Source organism: Aeromonas sp. S2(2024) (assembly GCF_041402505.1).
GTDB lineage: Bacteria > Pseudomonadota > Gammaproteobacteria > Enterobacterales > Aeromonadaceae > Aeromonas > Aeromonas media.
This window is the reverse complement of record NZ_JBGLRL010000017.1, coordinates 21,403-39,135: the sequence shown is the minus strand read 5'-3', so window position 1 is coordinate 39,135 and position 17,733 is coordinate 21,403. Positions and strand designations below refer to the sequence as shown.

The window sequence follows — 17,733 nt, the reverse complement described above, 5'->3', positions numbered from 1 at the left end:
AAAAAAACCGCCGAGAGGCGGTTTTTTTATGTTCAGCGCCGACCGACGGCTCAGATCACCCGGGAGAACTGCTGCTGACGCGCCTTGCTGCGCAGGTAGACGTCGAAGCACATGCAGATGTTGCGAATGAGCAGCTGACCGGTGGAGACCACCTCCAGCCCGTCGTCGTTCATACGCACCAGGCCATCATCGATGAAGGTCTGCAGCAGCTTGAGGTCCTCGGCGAAATACTCCTTGAAGACCAGACCATGGGCCTGCTCGACGGCGGCGAAGTTCAGGGAGAAGTCGCAGATGAGGCGCTTGATCACCTCGCGGCGGATCAGATCGTCCCGGTTGAGGGAGCACCCCTTCCACTGGGCATGACCGAGCGTCTCCACCTGGGCGTAATAGGTCTTGAGATCCTTCTGATTCTGGGAGTAGGCATCCCCCATCATGCTGATGGAAGAGACCCCCAACCCCAGCAGATCGCAATCCCCCTGGGTGGTATAGCCCTGGAAGTTGCGATGCAGCTTGCCCTCGCGCTGGGCCACCGCCAGTTCGTCATCGGGCTTGGCGAAGTGATCCATGCCGATGAACTGATAACCCTGACCGGTGAGGAAGGCGATGGTGTCCTGCAGCATGGCCAGCTTCTCCCGAGGGGCCGGCATGTCTTCCTCCTTCAGCTTGTGCTGGGCGGCAAAGCGGCTCGGCAGGTGCGCATAGTTGAAGATGGAGAGACGGGCTGGATCCGTCTTGAGAACTTCCTCCAGGGTGTGGTGGAAGCTCTCCCGGTTCTGGTGCGGCAGGCCGTAGATGAGGTCGAGATTGGTGGAGCGAAACCCCAATGATCGGGCGCGCTCCAGCATGGCGCGGATGAAGTCGTTGTCCTGCTCACGGTTGACCGCGACCTGGACCGCCTTGTTGAAATCCTGCACGCCGAGGCTGATGCGGTTGAAACCGAGCTCCCGCAGCACATCCAGCATGGAGAGTTCGATCTCGCGCGGGTCGACCTCGATGCTGATCTCCCCTGCGTCCGCAAACTGGAAGTGCTCCCGCAAGATGGCCATCAGGCGACGGGTTTGCCCCTCGTTCAGGTAGGTGGGGGTACCGCCGCCCCAGTGCAGCTGGGTCACCAGCCGGTCCTTGAACAGGGGGGCCTGTGCCTTGATCTCCTGCTCGAGGTAATCGAGGTATTGATCGGCCTTGTGCTGGTGACGGGTGATCACCTTGTTGCAGCCGCAGTAGTAGCACAGCTTGTGGCAGAAGGGGATGTGCACGTAGAGCGACAAATTGCGCGCCGGATACTGGCCCGCGGCCTGGACGAAGTCCGGATAACCGAAGCCCTCGTTGAACTCCAATGCGGTGGGATAGGAGGTGTAACGTGGGCCGCTGTAGTTATATTTCTCGATCAGGGCCTGATCCCACACAATCTGTTCTGCTTGCACGCTTGCTTCCTCTTTCTTAGTTATCCAGGGCTCACCGGCTTAACTGAAAGTCCTTCAGTCGGGCGACATCCTTGAGGATCTGCGCCTCCAGCTCGGCCTCGTAGCCGCTGCGCTCGAGATCCATCTTCATCACTTCGTTGCGCTTGAGGGCTCGCCTCGCCTCGTGAGTCGGCATCTCCTTCACCTTCTCGTAGAGGCCATAGAGACCGGGGAATTCACTGGCGAAGGCTCGCCCTTCCTTGATCTGCAAGGCATCCAGCAGGTTGGTCAGCCGGATGGCCCCCTCCGAGTAGTCGCACTGACCATCCCGTACCGCATGGGCGATCACCCTGACGCTGTCGAGGATGCGCTCGTTGCGGGCCGCAATGGCCTGTCGCTGCATGTCGTGCTGACGCTTGAGACGCGCCAGCAGGGTGCCGGCATAGACAGCCAGCCCCAGCAAGACAAGGCCCCCCAGCAGGGCGGCCAGCATCCATCCACTCATCACTTCTTCTTCGGCTCGGGCTTGGGTTCAGGCTGATAGTCAACCTGGCTGAAACGCTCCCACAGCTCCTCCTCGGAGGCCGGCTGTCTCGGCTCTTCATACTCGACGTCATCAAAATCACCGTCGTCATCTTCGTCGGTGTCTATGATGCCGAGCTCGTCCATCAGCTCCTGATAGCGATCGACACGCTGATCGACCCAGGCCTGCTCGGCCGCTTCCAGGGTTTCACCGGCATCCAGTCGATCCAGCAGGTCGTTCAGGCGATCATCATTCTCGATGGAGGCCAGCTCCTGCTCGGGTGTCATCACCAACTTCTTCTCTTTTTGCGGCTTGGGCGCCACCGGTTTGCTCTGCTTCTCTTCCACGATCAGCACAACCGGCTTGCGGGAGCCGATACGCGGATCCTTGGCCTGCTTGCCATTGCCGCCCTTGCTGCCCTGCTCGACCTGCTGACGGGAACCCGCCTTCAAGCCCTTGCGCTTGGCGGCGCGTTTGCGCTCACGACCTTCCAGGGCACTGGCATCTGATTCTTTGCGCTTGCCGGTAGGCTTGCGGGTGGGTTGTTTGGCCGACATGAATGACTCCGACAAATAACTGGATTGAAACCCCCGGGATTGTTTCGTCCGGGGAGGATGCTGAAGCGGGGAACAGTAAATCTGGAACAAGCGTGGGATCCCGCACCAATTCGACCATATTGGGTCGCTGAACACCGCAGGATCGGCATCCTCTGGGCATGTTGCTGGTATTTTGACACAGAATGCCTTGGCGGGTTAATGACTCAACAGAAAAAAGGCAGCCTAAGCTGCCTTGATCCTGTCATGCGAGTCCCATTCCCTGGCTGCAAATCGCCTTATCCCTTGGCCTAACTCTGCGCATCATGTCGTTGGGTCTTCCTGACCCTTGTTGCTCGATCCTGAATGTGCGTGTGCTTGTCTAACCCATGCTGACAACATCCGGTCATCTTTCTGGGGTGGTTGCCTCCCGCAGCCCCGCTCATCCCTGGCGGTCACCATCCTGGTCTTTGACTCTCCTGCTCATCACTTGCCTGCTGAGCCGACTCCCTGTCCACCCGAACGCCAACAGCTCGCCCGGTCATTCCATGGGCTCACTGTAACAATTTCGCTGCGGGGCTCAATCCACTCGGCATTCTTTCAAACGAAGATAAGTGGCCATCTCATTTTTAACGTATTGAAAGTTATAGCTTCCGCATCGAAGGCTGAACGCTGTTTCAGCCCCGACCGGACTCGAAAATGGGGGATCTCTTACAACAATGCAGGGCATTTGCAGACATGGCGCCGGAAGCCCCAAAAAAGAACAGGGAACCTTGATAGTTCCCTGTTATTTTCAACAAGATAGATTCAGGACCCTATCAGTGCAGACCCGCCACGTATTTGGAGAGCGCCTCGATGTCCTGATCCGTCAGCTTCTTGGCCACATCCCGCATCATGCCATTGGGGTCATTGTCACGGGCTGCCGCACGGAAGGCAGTGAGCTGCGCCTTGATATACGCAGGGTGCTGCCCCGACAAGCTGGGATACTTGGCCTGCTCGACGCCGGAACCGCGCGGACCATGGCAGGCGGTACAAGCGGCCAGACCACGTTCCATGTCGCCTCCCATATAGAGCGCCTTGCCTGCGGCAACCACGTCATCGGGCACGGCAACCGGAGTCACCTTCTGGCTGGAGAAGTAGGCGGCCAGGTCGTCCATGTCCTGATCGGACAGAGGCAACGCCATGGGTCCCATGATGGGAGCAACCCGACCAGTTTGGCCAGAAGCTGCAGCCTTCAGTTCAACTAATTGTTTTTTGATATATGATGCGTGCTGACCAGCAATCTTGGGATACATGTCGACTGGGCTGTTGCCGTCCGGTCCATGACAGGCCGCACAGACGGCAGCCTTGGTTTGTCCCGCAGCGGCATCGCCCTTGGCTTGTGCCATCCCAGTTACGCCAACCATCAGAGCAAGTGTAATGACTAGGTTCTTCATGGCGTTCCAACTTTCTCGTTATTAGACTTCCAGATCCCATGCCGCTGAAGGCATGTTAAAATAAACGCGTTTAAGCGACGCCATTTTACACGATTTCACAAAAAAGTAACTCTATAACCCTCTATCTCTATGGGGAATTTACGTTGGATACACAAACTCTGAATTTCAATAAGGTGCATTTTGTGACCAGCGCACCCGACATCCGTCACCTGCCAAATGATGGGGGTGTCGAGATTGCGTTTGCCGGGCGTTCCAACGCCGGTAAATCATCTGCATTGAATACCTTGACCAAACACAAGAACCTGGCACGGACCAGTAAGACACCGGGTCGTACCCAGCTGATCAACCTGTTTGAACTGGAGCCGGGCAAGCGCCTGGTCGACTTGCCGGGCTACGGTTATGCGCAGGTTCCGCTGGAAATGAAGCTCAAGTGGCAGAAGTCACTGGCTGAATACCTGCAGCGCCGCGAATCCTTGAAAGGTCTGGTGATCCTGATGGACATTCGCCATCCGCTCAAAGAGACCGACATGAACATGCTGGAATGGAGCTCACACCGCGAATTGCCGGTGATGCTGCTGCTGACCAAGGCAGACAAACTGAGCCCGGGTCCCCGCAACAATCAGGTGATAAAGGTGCGCCAGGCAGTAGCCGAACTGGGTCCGCAGATCCAGGTTGAAGCTTTCTCCTCCCTCAACAACATAGGTGTCGAGAAGTTGGCCCAGACTCTGAGCGGCTGGTATCTGTCCAATGCCGAAACCACTCAGACCGACATAGAAGAAGACCACCAGATCGAGGAGTAAGTCACTCCTCTTCTTGCTGCAATGAGCGGAGTTGGCCCTCCGCTGATTGAAAGACTTTCAGTTTTCTCCTGCCCGGGCTAGCCCCCACGTCCCCTTCTGTTACAACCCATCCCTATAGCTTATAAGTCTTTTTAATCAGAGAGATAGAAATTAGGCTGTTGTAAAAATTAACTTTCCCCCTCCTTGACACCGTTTTCTTTGTTCCCGCCAGACAAGCCGGGAATAATACCGAGCATCAACAAAACTGAAAATTTATTACAAGAAAGGAATAGGAAGGGATAAAAATGAGGCCAGTCTCGCTGTCGCGGGCCGGCCTGAAGAAATGAGTTCAAAAAATTGGGAAAAAGCGAGTTCTCGAGAACAAAGACGATTGGTTTCCCTCAAGAAACATCCCTATTCTAACAAAAGATTACTCAATTTAAAGCATTTACTCTAAAAGATTTGCATAAAAAAACACCCCGACGATGACTCATCGGGGCTGCTATTCAGCCACATTCAATTACGTGAAATAAAAGGTCTGAAAGATAGAACATCTTACCTCTGTACCCTACGCTGATAACTGTACAGCAAAGCAGCAGAAAGTGAAAGTAATTTATGTAATTTAGTTTCACTTAAAATGGGCGGGGTAAATTTCTATATTTTTCAAATGGATAAAAAAATCCCCAGTATAAATACCGGGGAGTTATAAAGGTGACTAGCTAGCACTTCCTCAACTATCTAGTTAGTCAGCACCATTTCGCACAAGTTCCGCTGCTTTGAGAAAAAACTTGATAACCGCGAACGATGCAAGCTTGAAAGCACAGTAACCCATTGTTATTTATCGATTTAAATCCCACTTAAAATGGTGACAACTTCACGCCCCTACCTGCGGGGAGCACTCTCCCCGAGGAAGAGAGATGTTCTGTTCAGAAACCAGAGGGTGAAGTTGCCAGAGCCCGTCTGCCGGACTGCACATTCACGGTTGTTCCACTCCCCACCGGATTGATAAGCGAACCGACCTACAAGGTGCCCAGGTTGCGCTTCAGCTCTCTCAACACCTGCTTGGTACCAGGCCGGATGCCGCGCCACACGGTAAAGGCTTCGGCGGCCTGTTCCACCAGCATGCCGAGCCCATCCATGGTCTGACGGGCACCATGCTGCTTGGCCCAACCGATGAAGGCCGTGTCCGTCGCACCGTACATCATGTCGTAAATGGCGATATCAACGTGGATCAGGGCAGGCGCCAGCGGTGGCAGCTCCCCTTGCAGACTGGCGGAGGTGGAATTGATGATGAGATCGAACGGCCCAGTCAACTGCTCATAGGTCTGGGCGGTCACGGGCCCCAGATCGTGAAATTCGGCAGCCAGCTGCTCCGCTTTTGCGTGCGTGCGGTTGGCGATGACCAACTCGCCCGGCCTCTCCGCCAGCAGTGGCGCCAGTGCACCGCGAGTCGCACCGCCGGCCCCCAGCAACAGGATCCGGCTGCCTGCCAGCGTCACCCCATGGGATTTGAGATCGGCTACCAGCCCGGCGCCATCGGTGTTGTCCCCCAGCAGCACACCATCATCCGTCAGCTTGATGGTATTGACCGCTCCTGCCCGCTTGGCCCTTGGACTGAGTCGATCGACCAGGGCGAATGCCTGCTCCTTGAAGGGCACTGTGACATTGCACCCCTTGCCTCCCTGGGCAAAGAAGCTGCGCAGGGTAGCAGCAAACTCGTCGACGGCGGGCTCGGCCAGCCCATACTCCAGCTCTTGCTGGGTCTGTCTGGCGAACAGGGTATGAATGAAGGGGGACTTGCTGTGGCGCACCGGGTGGCCAAAAACCAGATAACGATCCATCAAAGAGTTCCATCAGAGGGTCATCACCCGATTTAACGGGTTTTCTCAGTCGGGAACAAGCCGAATATCGGCCAGTAAAAAGGGGCCCGTCATGGCCCCTTGAGTCACAGCCACTCTCGTGGTGTGAGGTAGTCGGTATAGAGCAAGGCCTCGGGGCTGCCCGCCTCCGGCTGCCAGTCATACTCCCAGCGGGCCAGGGGTGGCATCGACATCAGGATCGACTCGGTGCGTCCACCAGTCTGTAGCCCGAACAGGGTGCCCCTGTCATACACCAGATTGAACTCCACGTAACGACCGCGGCGATAGAGCTGGAACGCCCGCTCTCGCTCGCCATAGGGCAGCGCCCTGCGTTGCTCGACGATGGGCAGATAGGCATCGAGATAACCCCGACCTACTGCCTGCATAAAGGCGAAGCAGTCGGCAAAGGGCCAGCGGTTCAGATCATCGAAGAAGAGGCCACCCACCCCCCGGGTCTCGTTGCGATGCTTGAGGAAGAAGTAGCGATCGCACCAGGATTTGAACTCGGGATAGATCTCCGCACCAAAGGGATGGCAGAGATCACGGGAGACCTGATGCCAGTGCTGCACATCCTCGGCAAACGGATAGAAGGGTGTCAAATCGAAACCGCCGCCAAACCACCAGATGGGCGCCTCGCCCTCTTTCTCGGCGATGAAGAAACGGACGTTGGCATGGCTGGTCGGCACATAGGGGTTGTGTGGATGGATCACCAGCGAGACCCCCATGGCCTCGAACTTGCGGCCAGCCAGTTCGGGGCGGTGAGCGGTCGCCGACGCCGGCATGGCATCGCCATAGACATGGGAGAAGTTGACCCCGCCCTGCTCGATCACAGCACCATGGCGTAGCACCCTGGTACGGCCTCCACCACCGCCTTCGCGGCGCCAGGCATCCTCCACAAAGTGTCCGGCGCCGTCAGCCTGCTCCAGTCCCCGACAGATCTCGTCCTGCAACTGCAGCAGGAAGGCCTTGACCTGGGCTACATCCGGTTTGCTCATCTTGTCTCCAGTCAGGCAGGATCTTGATCGTCCCGTCCATTTTATATTGTGGTGTCACGCCATGAGCACATCGCCCGTCATGACTGCAAATCAGGTACTTGCCGCCCCTCAGGAGGGACGAATGATGGCGCCGGTACGGGCGTCCTTGATCTCGGATGGATTGGCTTGTCCCCCGACTTCACCAGGCAGGATATAGGCCAGCTGGCTTGCCAGCAGCTCACCTATCTCGGCTACCCGACGGGCAGGCTCCTCGCCGGTCAGGTTGGCACTGGTAGAAACCAGTGGTTTGCCAAAGGCACGGCACAGGGCCTGCACCTGAGGATGGGCCGTGACGCGCACAGCCAGGGTATCGAACTGCCCGGTCAGCCAGGCCGGCGTGGTCGCACGGGCAGGCATGATCCAGGTGAAGGGGCCGGGCCAGCTCGCCTGCACACGAGCAAGTTGCTCGTTGCTGATCTGGCTCAGATCGATGTAATCCTGCAGTTGGGTCAGATCGGCGGCGATCAGGATCAGGCCCTTCTCCACTGGACGCTGCTTGATGGCCAGCAGGCGCCGTACCGCAGCCTCGGAGTCGGGATCACATCCCAGACCAAAGACGGCCTCGGTGGCATAGGCGATCACCCCTTCGCGGTGCAGGGCGGCCATCGCTTGTTCAAATTCGTTTGGCATAGAAAAAATGCGACAGCCGGGCTGCCACCTCTCATCACTGGGTTGTAAGTTGAACCGACATGAGGGCACCCTGGTGCCCTCACCTCTTCAGTACATTCGGACGTCTGACCCGCCAGAGCGCCAGCTCATCACCGGCCACTGCAACGCCTGTGATACCGAGCCACATGCGCAGGCCAAGAGGCTGGCGGCGAGGATCGGCGCCCAACGACACGGCCGTAAAGGGGCGGTTCACGGCAAGGTGATAAATCCAGATGAAACACTCCCTTGCCAGCAAGCTGCCTGCGGGCTTATGGCGGCAGGATTATACCCGCTCAATCTGATGACAGCATTTCTTTTGCGGGCAGACCCAGCGCAGACTCCCTCTCACTTTCTTCTCGATCATGATGCCCCAGCCACATGCGGGACAGGGCATAGGGATCGGCTTGTCGTTCACCACATATTTGCAATGGGGATAGCCATCACAGGAGTAAAACTGTTTGCCATAACGGGAGGTGCGGCTCACCAGATGGCCCTTGCCACACTCTGGGCAGAGGATCTGGGTATCGTCGCTCTCCTGCAGGGACTCGATATGCTGGCAGGCCGGATACTGGGTACAGCCCACGAACAGGCCGTAGCGCCCCTTCTTGATTGCCAGTGGCTGGCCACAATCTGGGCAGGCCGATCCTTCGAGCACCTTTTCGATGTCGCGGCCGGAGGACGTCAGGGAACGAATAAAATCACAGGAGGGGTAGGCCGAACAGCCCAGGAAGGGGCCATGCTTGCCCTGACGGATCACCAGCTCGGCACCACACTGCGGGCACGGCTCGCGCTCGAATTCATGTTCGTGGGCAGAAAAGAGGTGATGATCGATTTTTGACATGGGCCGCGCCTTGGAATCCAGATGGCCTGAATTCTACCAGCGCGGCACCGGACTGTCAGTGAATGACACCGTCTGACTCGTCAAACACCAGCTCCTCCATCTGCTGGTAGGCATTCTCACTGCCCGGGACGTTGAACAGCACCATCATGACGACCCACTTCAGGTCATCCAGCTCGATATCCGGCTTGTCCAGCTCCAGCAAGCGCTCGATACAGATCTCGCGAGTTTCGGCGTTAAGCACCTGGGCCTGTTCCAGGAACAGCAGGAAACCACGGCACTCGGTGCTGAGGCGAGCCAGCTCTTGCGGGGCGTAGATCCGCATCGAACCTTGCGCACTGGCGGTGACATACACCTCCCGCTCGCTATCATGCAGATTGGCCAGTCGTTCCAGCCAGTTGAGCGCCTTTTCAATCTCCTCCTGATTGAATCCGGCCCGGCTGAGTTCGTCGGTGAGTTCATCCTGCTCGACCATCACATCTGCATCGCTGTGGATGTAGGTCTCGAAAAGGTACATCAATACATCAAACATGATTCGCCCTCCTCGCTCTGACGTATCCACCGGCTACCGCCATCACTGCACCGGCCAGCTCCAGCTCTACCAACCTGCCCAATACCACTTCGACAGGAAGCTGGGCCCGCTCGGCAACGGTATCCACGCTCGTGGTCTCATAATCTACGTTATCCAACAAATCGGCATAAGGCAATTCGCTATTATGCAATGGCTCGGGAGAAGGGTTCGCCAGCCTCTTTAATGGCACAAGGGCAGGCAGCTCTTCCATGACATCAGCCGCATTCAATACCAGCTTGGCCCCTTGCTGAAGCAGACGATTGCACCCCGCGGCCTGGGTATTTTGCGGCGCACCCGGTACGGCAAAGACCTCACGGCCCTGCTCCAACGCATAGCGGGCCGTGATGAGTGAGCCGCTTTGTTCGGCCGCCTCCACCACCAGCGTGCCCAGCGACAGGCCACTGATGATGCGATTGCGGCGAGGGAAATGTTCAGCCAGCGGTCCCTGGTCAGGCGCCAGCTCGGAGACAAGCAGACCGCCATGCTCGAGGATCTGCATCGCCAGGCCCTGATGGCGTTTTGGATAGAGACAGTCAAGCCCGGAGCCCAGCACCGCCAACGTCACACCGCCCGATGCCAAGGCCTGCTGGTGACAGATTCCATCAATGCCCAGTGCCAATCCGGAGGTGATCGCCAGGCCGTTTTCCACCAGTTTGGCGCACAAACGGGCGGCGTTGTCCTTGCCTGCATAGGTAGGATGACGGGTACCTACCATCGCCAACTGTGGCAGGGAAAGGGCTGCGAGATCCCCACGGCAATAGAGCAGCAAGGGGGCGGCGGGGATCTCTTTGAGCAAAGCAGGATAGGCGGGGTCATCGAGACAAAGGAGGTGATTGCCAGGCGCTTCGGCCCAGTTCAGCCCCTGCTCCACCATGGGTGACGGCCATCTCAGCTGCCGGAGTTGGGCAGATTGCAGGCCAAGCGATCTCAGTACACCATCATCACAGCCAAACAGGGCGTCGATGTCGCCGTGGAAATGCGCTAGCAGACGCGCGGCGGTAACCGGACCTATGCCGGTCACCGCATCCAGCGTCAGCCACAGCGACAGCGACAGCCGCCCGAGTGGAAGTGGCACGTCAGAAATTGCTGACCTGATAACCCGAGCTGACCAGATCCTGGCTCTGCAGGATGAGGCCATAACTCAGCTTGTCATACACCTTGAACAACATGACCCGGGCAATCGCTTCGGCAGGCAGGGTCGATTTGCCAGCTGAGTGAAACGCCTTGTCATAGACGGAAGCATATTCCCGATATGAAACCTTGCCATTCTTGTCCACCATCTCGGCACCGGGACGCAGGATCTCGAGCACATCGCCAGGAGCTATCTGATCGCGCGACCCCTTGTTGATGAGGACAATGTCAAACTTGCCTCCCCCACGCACCTTGCTCGGCAACTCGATCACATAACCGGGGGAAATAACCGGCGCCGCCTTTGGCATAAAGACTGCAGAGAGGCTCTCCTGCGGTGGCAACGGGATGACCTTGTCTCCCTGATACACCTCGCGCCTGCTGTGCGTCAGAGTGACTCTGGTGCTGTCGTTCGCCAAGCGGTCCTCCGCTCGCACAGTACCGACGAAAATCGCCTCCTGACCGAGCTGCTCGCCGGTCAGTTTGTCCTTGTAAGTCACCCCAGGGCGATAGATGCCGTAACTCTGACCCGGATTCAGCGCCCCCTGCACATAGAGGGTGTCCCCCTCCAGCATGCCGATATGCTTGTCGTTATTGCCAAGCACATAGGGCAGATCCTTGCTCTGCTGGCTGTCGGCCAGAATGTGATCGGTCTGCAGGAAGGGCACTATCTCGCTGAGAGGCAGGGTCGGAATGGGGTTGGCCTTGTTCTCGTAGCGATTCTTGGGAGACAGGTGAATGACCTGCTTGCCGCCTTGGTTGGCCTTGCCCAGACGCGGCTCGCCATTGACCCAGCTCAGTTGCAGCACGTCACCTGGGTAAATCCAGTGTGGATTGGCAATCTGGGGATTGATGTTCCATAGCCGTGGCCAGAGCCAGGGTTCGGCCAGATACTGACCCGAAATATCCCAGAGAGTATCCCCCTTCTGCACCACATAACTCTCGGGATAGCCGGATTTCAGTGTCAACTGCTGTGCCATGGCACCATTGGCCAAGGCTGTCGCCAGGCAGGCGAGGATGATTTGCTTCAGATGCATAACACTCCCTGTTACTTCTGCACGCAAAGTGTTGCTGTTTTTTGTCGACGTAAATGACTAGAATTACGTCAATATTGACTGCGTTTATATGAAACTAAAGAAAAAACTATGGCCATTCTAGATGTATTGCGTTTCCCCGATGAGCGCCTGCGTACAGTCGCAGCCCCTGTCGAGACCATTACACCCGAGTTACAACAGATTGTAGATGATATGTTCGAAACCATGTACGCGGAGGAAGGCATCGGCCTGGCCGCGACTCAGGTCGACATTCATCAACGCATCATCGTCATCGACATCTCTGAAGACCGTGAAGATCAGCTGGTGCTGATCAACCCCGAGATTCTGGAGCAGTCAGGCAGCACCGGTATCGAAGAGGGTTGCCTCTCCGTGCCCGGCAGCCGCGCACTGGTGCCACGCGCCGAGTGGGTCAAGGTACGGGCGCTGGATCGCCACGGCAAGCCATTCGAGCTGGAAGCGGACGATCTGCTCGCCATCTGCATACAGCATGAGATGGATCATCTGGTCGGCAAGCTGTTTGTGGATTACTTGTCCCCGCTCAAGCGCCAGCGCATCCGTCAGAAGCTGGAAAAAATGGCCCGTGAAGATCGCAAAGTCCTCTGAGGATCTGCACCATTGAACAAGCTGAAACTGATTTTTGCCGGCACCCCCGACTTCGCCGCCCGTCACCTGGCGGCGTTGTTGTCTTCCGACCATGAGGTCGTTGCCGTTTACACCCAGCCCGACAAGCCGGCTGGCCGTGGCCAGAAACTGACCGCCAGCCCGGTCAAGGAACTGGCGCTGGCCCACGCTCTGCCTGTCTACCAGCCGGCGTCCCTGCGCAATGAAGAGGCGCAGGTCGAGCTGGCCGCCCTCGGCGCCGACCTCATGGTGGTGGTGGCCTACGGCCTGATCCTGCCCAAGGCGGTACTCGACACCCCGCGGCTGGGCTGTCTCAACGTGCACGGCTCCCTGCTGCCACGCTGGCGTGGTGCCGCACCTATTCAGCGCGCCATCTGGGCGGGCGATGCCGAAACCGGCGTCACCATCATGCAGATGGATGTGGGGCTGGATACCGGCGCCATGATCCGCAAGGTGAGCTGCACCATCGCCAGTGATGAAACCTCCGCCAGCCTCTATGACAAGCTGGCCGAGCTGGGCCCGCAGGCGCTGGTCGACACCCTCGATGCCATGGCCGCCGGCAACACCGCGGCCGAGGTGCAGGACGACGCGCTGGCCAACTACGCCCAGAAGCTCTCCAAGGAAGAGGCCCGCATCGACTGGTCCATGGAGGCCGTCGCCATCGAACGCTGCATTCGCGCCTTCAATCCCTGGCCCATCAGCTGGTTCGAGGTCGCGGAACAGACCATCAAGGTATGGCAAGCCACCGTCATCGACAGCGACCATGGCCAACCCGTCGGCACCCTGCTCAAGGCCGACAAGCAGGGGATCGACGTCGCCACCGGCAAGGGGGTGCTGCGTCTGCTGACCCTGCAACCGCCCGGCAAGAAGGCCATGTCCGTCCCGGATCTGCTCAACTCTCGCCGCGACTGGTTTGAACCCGGCACGCAATTGCATTGAACTGGATTGAATTGACACAAGCGGGGCCCAGGTCCCGACTTGCGCATCTAAGGTAACGCTATGAAAACACGTGCACAGGCTGCTCTCGTTATTCAACAGGTGCTGGATCAGGGCCAATCCCTCTCCGCTGTTCTGCCTGCTGCCCAGGAGAAGGTGGCGCCTCGCGATCGCGCCCTCCTGCAAGAACTCTGCTACGGCACCCTGCGCTGGCTGCCCCGCCTCGATGCGGCGGTGAGCGAGATGATGGACAAGCCGCTCAAGAACAAGAGTCGCATCTTTCACTATCTGATCCTGGTCGGTCTCTATCAGCTCATCTACACCCGCATTCCGGCTCATGCCGCCGTGGCCGAGACCGTCAATGCCGTCAAGCTGCTCAAGGGCACCTCACTGCGCGGCCTCATCAACGGCGTGCTGCGCAACTTCCAGCGCAGCGCCGAAGTCATACTGCTGCGCATCGACCGGGTTCCCAGCATTCGTCTTGGTCACCCCGAGTGGCTCACCAAGCGCCTGCGTCAGGCCTATCCCGAGGATTGGGAGTTCATTATGGAGGCCAACAACCAGCGCCCTCCCATGTGGATCCGCAACAATAGCCAACGCCAGAGCCGCGAACAGATGCTGGCCCGCATGGCCGAAGTGGGCATCAATGCGGTGGCAGGCGAAGAGGGGGAGGATTGCATCCTGCTGGAGCGCCCCTGCGATGTGGCCAAGCTGCCCGGTTTCGAAACCGGTGACTGCTCGGTACAGGACGGCGCCGCCCAGCAGGCCGCCCGCCTGCTCGATCCCCAGCCGGGTGAGTGGGTGCTGGATGCCTGCGCCGCCCCCGGTGGCAAGACCGCCCACCTGCTTGAGCTGCAACCCGCCCTCGCCGGTGTGGTCGCCGTGGATGCCGACGAGAACCGCCTCAAGCGGGTGCAGGAGAACCTGGATCGCATCGGCCTCACCGCCCGGGTGATCCACGGGGATGCCAGTACACCGGATCTGTGGTGGCCCGAGGGCCAGTTCGACCGCATCCTGCTGGATGCCCCCTGCTCCGCCACCGGCGTCATCCGCCGCCACCCCGACATCAAGTGGCTGCGCCGGGATCAGGACATCCGCGAGCTGGCTGAGCTCCAGCGCCGCATTCTGAACGCCCTCTGGGCGAAGCTCAAAAGCGGCGGCACCCTGCTCTATGCCACCTGCTCGGTGCTGCCGGAAGAGAACCGCGACCAGATCCGCGCCTTCCTGGCTGACACCAAGGATGCCCGTCTGGTGCCGCTGCACCAGCAAGACAACCCGGATTGCCCGGGTCGCCAGTTCCTGCCAGGCGAGGCGGAGATGGACGGCTTCTATTATGCCAAGCTGATCAAGCAGTAAGCTGCAGATAAGGGGTCGGGACGCCGTATCGGGCGCCCTCGTTTCGAAGCAACCTTGGGCAAGATTTCTCTATGAAAATCATCATTCTTGGCGCAGGTCAGGTGGGTGGCACCCTGGCGGAAAACCTCGCCGGCGAGAACAACGACATCACCATAGTCGACACCGACAGCGACCGCCTGCGGGAGCTGCAGGACAAGTTCGACCTGCGGGTGGTGAACGGCCACGGCGCCCACCCCAGGGTGCTGCGCGAGGCGGGGGCCCAGGATGCGGACATGCTGGTCGCCGTCACCAACAGTGACGAGACCAACATGATCGCCTGTCAGGTGGCCTACTCCCTGTTCAACACCCCGAACAAGGTGGCTCGCATCCGCTCCCCCGCCTATCTGGTGGAACGGGATCGCCTGTTCCTGCCGGAATCCGTGCCGGTAGATCACCTGATCGCCCCCGAGCAGCTGGTGACCGACTATGTGCGTCGCCTCATCGAGTATCCGGGCGCGCTGCAGGTAGTTGACTTTGCTGGTGGCAAGGTGGGTCTGGTGGCCGTCAAGGCCTACTACGGCGGCCCGCTGGTGGGCAATGCCCTCTCCACCCTGCGGGATCACATGCCAAACATCGAGACCCGGGTGGCCGCCATCTTCCGCCAGGGCCGCTCCATCCGCCCCCAGGGCACCACCATCATCGAAGCGGATGACGAGGTGTTCTTCGTCGCCGCCGCCGGTCACATCCGCGCCGTGATGTCCGAGCTGCAACGCCTCGAGAGCCCCTACCGTCGCATCATGATCGTCGGTGGCGGCAATATCGGTGCCGGCCTCGCCCGCCAGCTGGAGAAGCGCTACAGCGTCAAGCTGATAGAGCGCAACCAGAAACGGGCGGAGCAGCTCTCGGAGATCCTGGAGAACACCATCGTCTTCTGTGGCGACGCGGCGGATCAGGAGCTGCTGGCGGAGGAGCATATCGACCAGATCGACGTCTTCATCGCGGTGACCAACGAGGACGAGGCCAACATCATGTCGGCCCTGCTCGCCAAGAAGATGGGTGCCAAGAAGACAATGGTGCTGATCCAGCGCGGCGCCTACGTTGACCTGGTGCAGGGAGGCTCCATCGACATCGCCATCTCGCCCCAGCAGGCCACCATCTCGGCCCTGCTGACCCACGTGCGCCGTGCCGACATCGCCAACGTCTACAGTCTGCGCCGCGGCGCCGCCGAGGCCATCGAGGCCATCGCCCACGGTGACGAGAACACCTCCAAGGTAGTGGGCAAGACGGTGGGTGAGCTCAAACTGCCGCCCGGCACTACCATAGGTGCCGTCGTGCGCGGAGATGAGGTATTGATCGCCCACGATCGCACCCAGATCCAGCAGGATGACCATGTGGTGATGTTCCTGGTGGACAAGAAGTACATCCCGGAAGTGGAACGCCTGTTCCAACCCAGCCCTTTCTTCCTGTAAGCCCTACATGCAACAGGCAACGACATTCAGACCCGGACATTTCCCAGAGGGAAGGTCCGGGTCTTTTTTCAATCAACGACCAGGTTATCTTGCATGATCAAGCTGCGTCCCATCGTCTTCACCCTCGGGCTGGTGCTCTCCAAACTGGCCCTGTTCATGTGGCTGCCCACCCTGCTGGCACTGCTCACCGGCTCAGAAGGCTTCGTCGAGTTTCTCAAATCCGTGCTGATCACCCATGGCGCCGCCCTGATCTGCCTGCACTACGGGCGCAAGGTGGAGTTTCATCTCGGGGTACGGGAGATGTTCCTGCTCACCACCTCGGTCTGGGTGGTTGCCTGCATCTTCGGCGCTCTGCCGTTCGTCTTCATCACGCACATCAACTTTGCCGACGCCTACTTCGAGACCATGTCCGGCGTCACCACCACGGGATCTACCGTACTGTCAGGGCTGGACGGCATGGCCCACAGCATACTGCTGTGGCGCTCCATCCTGCAGTGGCTGGGGGGCGTGGGCTTCATCGTGATGGCGGTGGCCGTGCTGCCCTACTTAAACGTCGGCGGCATGAAGCTGTTCCAGACCGAGAGCTCCGATTGGTCCGACAAGAGCGCGCCGCGCGCCAAGACGGTCGCCAACAACATAGTGGTGGTCTATCTGGTGCTCTCCATGCTCTGCTTTCTCGCCTACTGGGTGAGCGGCATGACGCTGTTCGAGGCGGTCAACCACGCCATGACGACGCTGAGCACCGGGGGATACTCCACTTCGGATCAGTCCATGTCCCACTTCTCCAACTCGGCGCACTGGATCGGCACCCTCTTCATGTTCCTCGGCGGCCTGCCCTTCCTGCTCTATGTGCAGGCGCTGTCGCGCCGTGACAACAGCCTGCTGCGGGATGCACAGGTGCAGGGCTTCTTCTGGCTCATCGTCTGGGTGACGGTCGTCGTCACCTTCTATCTCTGGGTAAGGGATATTTACGGCTTCATGGATGCCTTGCGCATCAGCAGTTTCAACATAGTCTCCGTGCTCACCACCACGGGCTATGGCCTCGGCGACTTCGGCACCTGGGGGCCCCTCACCAGTATCATCTTCATGATCCTGCTGGCGCTCGGTGCCTGCTCCGGCTCCACCTCCGGCGGCCTCAAGATTTTCCGGGTGCAGGTGGCCTTCGCCCTGTTCAAGAAGCAGATGCGCCAGCTGATGCACCCCTCAGCCGTGTTCCCGCAAAAATACAACGGCCGCCCGGTCAACGACGCCATCATCCGCTCCATGATCTCCTTCGTGCTGGCCTACTTCGCCATCATCTTGCTGATCGCCGCCCTGCTGGCCGCCATCGGCCTGGATCCCCTCACCGCCATCTCGGGCTCCATCACGGCGGTGGCCAACGTGGGCCCCGGCATGGGACCGGTCATCGGTCCCAGCACCAACTTCGCCAGCCTGCCGGATTCGGCCAAGTGGATACTGTCGTTCGGCATGCTGTTGGGACGACTCGAGATCCTGACCGTGGCGGTGATCTTCTTCCCCTCCTTCTGGAAGCAGTAGGACCTCACCGGTACGGGACGACAAAAAGG

Annotated in this window: 17 protein-coding genes; 6 read left to right on the top strand and 11 right to left on the bottom strand. The window is 59.1% G+C overall.

The window, feature by feature from the left end; genetic code table 11:
• Positions 1-50 precede the first annotated feature (50 nt).
• From hemN to ACB039_RS15990, 4 genes are all read right to left on the bottom strand, one after another.
• Positions 51-1,424 (bottom strand): oxygen-independent coproporphyrinogen III oxidase, encoded by a 1,374-nt coding sequence (gene hemN / locus ACB039_RS16005; protein ID WP_041206665.1) that lies wholly within the window; start codon positions 1,422-1,424, stop codon positions 51-53.
• 31 nt (positions 1,425-1,455) lie between these two features.
• Positions 1,456-1,896: a DUF2489 domain-containing protein gene (locus ACB039_RS16000; protein ID WP_005326204.1), complete on the bottom strand. Its 441-nt coding sequence runs from the start codon at positions 1,894-1,896 to the stop codon at positions 1,456-1,458.
• Between the two features lie 11 nt (positions 1,897-1,907).
• The gene (gene yihI / locus ACB039_RS15995; RefSeq protein WP_005326203.1) at positions 1,908-2,483 is read right to left on the bottom strand and encodes a Der GTPase-activating protein YihI; all 576 of its coding nucleotides are present in this window, start codon (positions 2,481-2,483) and stop codon (positions 1,908-1,910) included.
• A gap of 794 nt (positions 2,484-3,277) precedes the next feature.
• On the bottom strand, positions 3,278-3,895 hold the full coding sequence (locus tag ACB039_RS15990; protein ID WP_041206664.1) for a cytochrome c: 618 nt from the start codon (positions 3,893-3,895) through the stop codon (positions 3,278-3,280).
• Between the two features lie 143 nt (positions 3,896-4,038).
• Between ACB039_RS15990 and yihA the strand changes: the two genes are divergently transcribed.
• Positions 4,039-4,695, top strand: a complete 657-nt coding sequence (yihA, locus tag ACB039_RS15985; RefSeq protein WP_043132202.1) for a ribosome biogenesis GTP-binding protein YihA/YsxC — start codon at positions 4,039-4,041, stop codon at positions 4,693-4,695.
• Positions 4,696-5,693: 998 nt separating this feature from the next.
• Here yihA and aroE read toward each other — a convergent pair.
• The 7 genes from aroE to ACB039_RS15950 all read right to left on the bottom strand — a co-directional run bounded on the left by aroE (position 5,694) and on the right by ACB039_RS15950 (position 11,789).
• On the bottom strand, positions 5,694-6,515 hold the full coding sequence (gene aroE, locus ACB039_RS15980) for a shikimate dehydrogenase (protein WP_171273028.1): 822 nt from the start codon (positions 6,513-6,515) through the stop codon (positions 5,694-5,696).
• Positions 6,516-6,619: 104 nt separating this feature from the next.
• Entirely contained in the window at positions 6,620-7,528 is a 909-nt protein-coding gene (gene hemF, locus ACB039_RS15975; RefSeq protein WP_005326199.1) for an oxygen-dependent coproporphyrinogen oxidase, read from the bottom strand.
• Positions 7,529-7,636: 108 nt separating this feature from the next.
• Positions 7,637-8,197: a Sua5/YciO/YrdC/YwlC family protein gene (locus tag ACB039_RS15970; RefSeq protein WP_005326198.1), complete on the bottom strand. Its 561-nt coding sequence runs from the start codon at positions 8,195-8,197 to the stop codon at positions 7,637-7,639.
• 301 nt (positions 8,198-8,498) lie between these two features.
• Complete coding sequence (locus ACB039_RS15965; RefSeq protein WP_371166024.1) at positions 8,499-9,056, bottom strand: topoisomerase DNA-binding C4 zinc finger domain-containing protein; 558 nt, start codon at positions 9,054-9,056, stop codon at positions 8,499-8,501.
• A gap of 55 nt (positions 9,057-9,111) precedes the next feature.
• Positions 9,112-9,585 (bottom strand): DUF494 family protein, encoded by a 474-nt coding sequence (locus ACB039_RS15960; RefSeq protein WP_041206662.1) that lies wholly within the window; start codon positions 9,583-9,585, stop codon positions 9,112-9,114.
• On the bottom strand, positions 9,578-10,699 hold the full coding sequence (gene dprA, locus ACB039_RS15955; RefSeq protein WP_371166023.1) for a DNA-processing protein DprA: 1,122 nt from the start codon (positions 10,697-10,699) through the stop codon (positions 9,578-9,580). The genes ACB039_RS15960 and dprA overlap by 8 nt, the downstream gene beginning before the upstream one ends.
• A gap of 1 nt (position 10,700) precedes the next feature.
• Positions 10,701-11,789, bottom strand: a complete 1,089-nt coding sequence (locus tag ACB039_RS15950; protein ID WP_371166022.1) for a LysM peptidoglycan-binding domain-containing protein — start codon at positions 11,787-11,789, stop codon at positions 10,701-10,703.
• 108 nt (positions 11,790-11,897) lie between these two features.
• Here ACB039_RS15950 and def point away from each other — a divergent pair, with 108 nt between their 5' ends.
• From def to ACB039_RS15925, 5 genes are all read left to right on the top strand, one after another.
• Positions 11,898-12,410: a peptide deformylase gene (gene def / locus ACB039_RS15945; protein WP_161506766.1), complete on the top strand. Its 513-nt coding sequence runs from the start codon at positions 11,898-11,900 to the stop codon at positions 12,408-12,410.
• 12 nt (positions 12,411-12,422) lie between these two features.
• Positions 12,423-13,367, top strand: a complete 945-nt coding sequence (gene fmt / locus ACB039_RS15940; protein WP_171273025.1) for a methionyl-tRNA formyltransferase — start codon at positions 12,423-12,425, stop codon at positions 13,365-13,367.
• A gap of 60 nt (positions 13,368-13,427) precedes the next feature.
• Positions 13,428-14,720 (top strand): 16S rRNA (cytosine(967)-C(5))-methyltransferase RsmB, encoded by a 1,293-nt coding sequence (gene rsmB, locus ACB039_RS15935; RefSeq protein ID WP_171273024.1) that lies wholly within the window; start codon positions 13,428-13,430, stop codon positions 14,718-14,720.
• Between the two features lie 71 nt (positions 14,721-14,791).
• On the top strand, positions 14,792-16,168 hold the full coding sequence (gene trkA / locus ACB039_RS15930) for a Trk system potassium transporter TrkA (protein WP_005326185.1): 1,377 nt from the start codon (positions 14,792-14,794) through the stop codon (positions 16,166-16,168).
• 93 nt (positions 16,169-16,261) lie between these two features.
• Positions 16,262-17,704: a TrkH family potassium uptake protein gene (locus tag ACB039_RS15925; RefSeq protein WP_005326184.1), complete on the top strand. Its 1,443-nt coding sequence runs from the start codon at positions 16,262-16,264 to the stop codon at positions 17,702-17,704.
• The last annotated feature ends 29 nt before the right edge of the window (positions 17,705-17,733 follow it).

Bases quoted from the DNA above. Each gene is read 5' to 3' on its own strand.
- ACB039_RS15965 (WP_371166024.1), bottom strand. From the start codon at position 9,056: ATGTCAAAAATCGATCATCACCTCTTTTCTGCCCACGAACATGAATTC.
- hemF (WP_005326199.1), bottom strand. From the start codon at position 7,528: ATGAGCAAACCGGATGTAGCCCAGGTCAAGGCCTTCCTGCTGCAGTTG.
- rsmB (WP_171273024.1), top strand. From the start codon at position 13,428: ATGAAAACACGTGCACAGGCTGCTCTCGTTATTCAACAGGTGCTGGAT.
- def (WP_161506766.1), top strand. From the start codon at position 11,898: ATGGCCATTCTAGATGTATTGCGTTTCCCCGATGAGCGCCTGCGTACA.
- ACB039_RS15970 (WP_005326198.1), bottom strand. From the start codon at position 8,197: ATGCCAAACGAATTTGAACAAGCGATGGCCGCCCTGCACCGCGAAGGG.
- ACB039_RS15990 (WP_041206664.1), bottom strand. From the start codon at position 3,895: ATGAAGAACCTAGTCATTACACTTGCTCTGATGGTTGGCGTAACTGGG.
- ACB039_RS16000 (WP_005326204.1), bottom strand. From the start codon at position 1,896: ATGCTGGCCGCCCTGCTGGGGGGCCTTGTCTTGCTGGGGCTGGCTGTC.
- trkA (WP_005326185.1), top strand. From the start codon at position 14,792: ATGAAAATCATCATTCTTGGCGCAGGTCAGGTGGGTGGCACCCTGGCG.
- ACB039_RS15950 (WP_371166022.1), bottom strand. From the start codon at position 11,789: ATGCATCTGAAGCAAATCATCCTCGCCTGCCTGGCGACAGCCTTGGCC.
- aroE (WP_171273028.1), bottom strand. From the start codon at position 6,515: ATGGATCGTTATCTGGTTTTTGGCCACCCGGTGCGCCACAGCAAGTCC.
- ACB039_RS15925 (WP_005326184.1), top strand. From the start codon at position 16,262: ATGATCAAGCTGCGTCCCATCGTCTTCACCCTCGGGCTGGTGCTCTCC.
- yihI (WP_005326203.1), bottom strand. From the start codon at position 2,483: ATGTCGGCCAAACAACCCACCCGCAAGCCTACCGGCAAGCGCAAAGAA.
- ACB039_RS15960 (WP_041206662.1), bottom strand. From the start codon at position 9,585: ATGTTTGATGTATTGATGTACCTTTTCGAGACCTACATCCACAGCGAT.